Origin of the sequence: Planktothrix mougeotii LEGE 06226 (assembly GCF_015207485.1) — a bacterium.
In the GTDB taxonomy this organism is placed as follows: domain Bacteria; phylum Cyanobacteriota; class Cyanobacteriia; order Cyanobacteriales; family Microcoleaceae; genus Planktothrix.
The window spans coordinates 1-1,887 of the sequence record NZ_JADEWU010000156.1 but is presented as its reverse complement, the minus strand read 5'-3'; the positions used below and the strand labels follow the sequence as shown (position 1 = coordinate 1,887).

1 protein-coding gene is annotated in these 1,887 nt (G+C 36.1%); it reads right to left on the bottom strand.

The window, feature by feature from the left end; genetic code table 11:
• Positions 1-38 precede the first annotated feature (38 nt).
• A complete protein-coding gene (locus IQ236_RS27480) occupies positions 39-1,628 on the bottom strand; it encodes a CheR family methyltransferase (RefSeq protein ID WP_193872404.1) in 1,590 nt (529 codons plus the stop codon).
• Positions 1,629-1,887: the final 259 nt, after the last annotated feature.

The following is a 1,887-nucleotide window of genomic DNA, read 5'->3' as shown; positions in this document are numbered from 1 at the left end:
GAGAGAGGGAGAGGAGAGGGGGGGAGGGAAGTTAACGGTTAACAGTCAACAACTAAACGTTTCTTTTCTAAAAACGCAATTAAATCTTGAGCCGTTACCCCTTCTAAATGTTCAATTCCCATACTTGGAGGTAAGGATTTGAGTAGAGCTAAAGCGGTACTATACATTTTAACGGCTCTTGTGTAATCTGCTTCTTGCTCATAAATAGATGCAAGTTCCAAATAGGCGGGAACAGACGAGGGAAGCAAATAAATAATTCGTTTAGACAATAATTTTGCTCCGGCTAAATCTTCTTGCTCTTGAGCAATACGCAGAAGTAAATAATAGGGAAAAATTGATAAAGAGTCTATTTCTAATGCTTTTTTACAGTAGAATATGGCTTGTTCATATTGACCTAGATTAGCGGATGCTTGTGCTAATAAATAATAAGCATCAAATTGAATTTCTGGTTTCAGATTTCGAGTTCCTATTCTATCTTCTTGCCCTCTAATACCTCCTTCTGAGTTTTTGTTTCCAAGTTCCCAACTTTTCAAATAAGGGTTACTACTTTGAAGAAATTGTTCAGCTTTTTGAATGGCAATTTTATACTGTTTATTTTGAAAATATTGTTTTGCCTCTTCTAAGGTTCGTTTAGGTAACTTCACTGTTTCGGATAGATGACCCAGGGATCTCGCTGGCTGGATTTTCAGATGTGAATCTTGATGTTGCCCAGATGAAGATAATAAATGTTCACCCTGATTATTAGAAGTCAATCCTGTTTTTTGACTCAACACAGATTCTTCTATTAAACTAATCGGTTTTTGATAAACCATCGATTCAGGGTAAATTTTGGATTGAAATAATTCAAGACAATCTTGATGATTCAATTCCGCATGACCTGTTATTAAATAACCTCCTGGTTTCAAAACGTGATGAAATTTAGAAACGACTTGATTAATATATTTTTTTTCAAAATAAACAAAAACATTTCGGCAAACAATTAAATCAACGTCTTGAATTGCAGTATAATTAGGATAGCAATAGAGGTCTTTAACTAAATTTAACTTAAAAAATTGTACAGAACACTGAGTTTTTGAATTGATTTTCCAATCTTGTCCTTGTCGCGAAAAATATTGATTTCTAATTTCTGGGTCAACCATGCGAAAAGACCAAGACGTATACAAGCCTTGTCTGGCTTTTTGCAATGCTTCTTCATTAACATCCGTTCCCAGAATATTAATAGTCCAGTTAGTCCAATCGGGGAGTAACTGTTGCAGTAAAATTGAAAGGGTATAGGGTTCTTCTCCGGTCGAACAACCTGCACTCCAGAAGGTTAAGGTTTTTGTTTTTTGTCGAGACGCTATTAAATCGGGTAAAATCACCCCGCGTAATAAATTAATTTGACCTTGATCTCGAAAAAAATAACTTTCAATCGTTGTAATTAAAGGAATTAATTGTTTCCATTCCTGTTGGCTCGTTACCGTATCGGCACTTAATAAATTAAAGTAAGCTTGGGGATTCGGTAACTTTAAAGCTTTAACTCTTGCCTTAATTTTTTGAGCCAATCCAGCATAGTCTTGTACACGAATGGATAACCCCGTCTGCGTCGCAATAAGCTGAATAAAAAGTTCGATTAGTGCTGGTTCCATGAGCAATGTCAGGCGGTGAGTGGAAATCGAAAGATAGCCAAAGGAAAAATAAATCCTGATCGAGGGTTTTTGGCACAATGAAAGGCTGTGGTGAACAAATACACTCTAATAAATGAATTATACGATTTCTCGTTAAAAATTACCGAATTTTGGTTATTGACGATTAACGGTTAATGGGTTTCAGGTTTCAGGTTTCAGGTTTCAGGTTTCAGGTTTCAGGTTTCACCGAAGGAGTGTCTATTATTTACCCCCGTCCCCC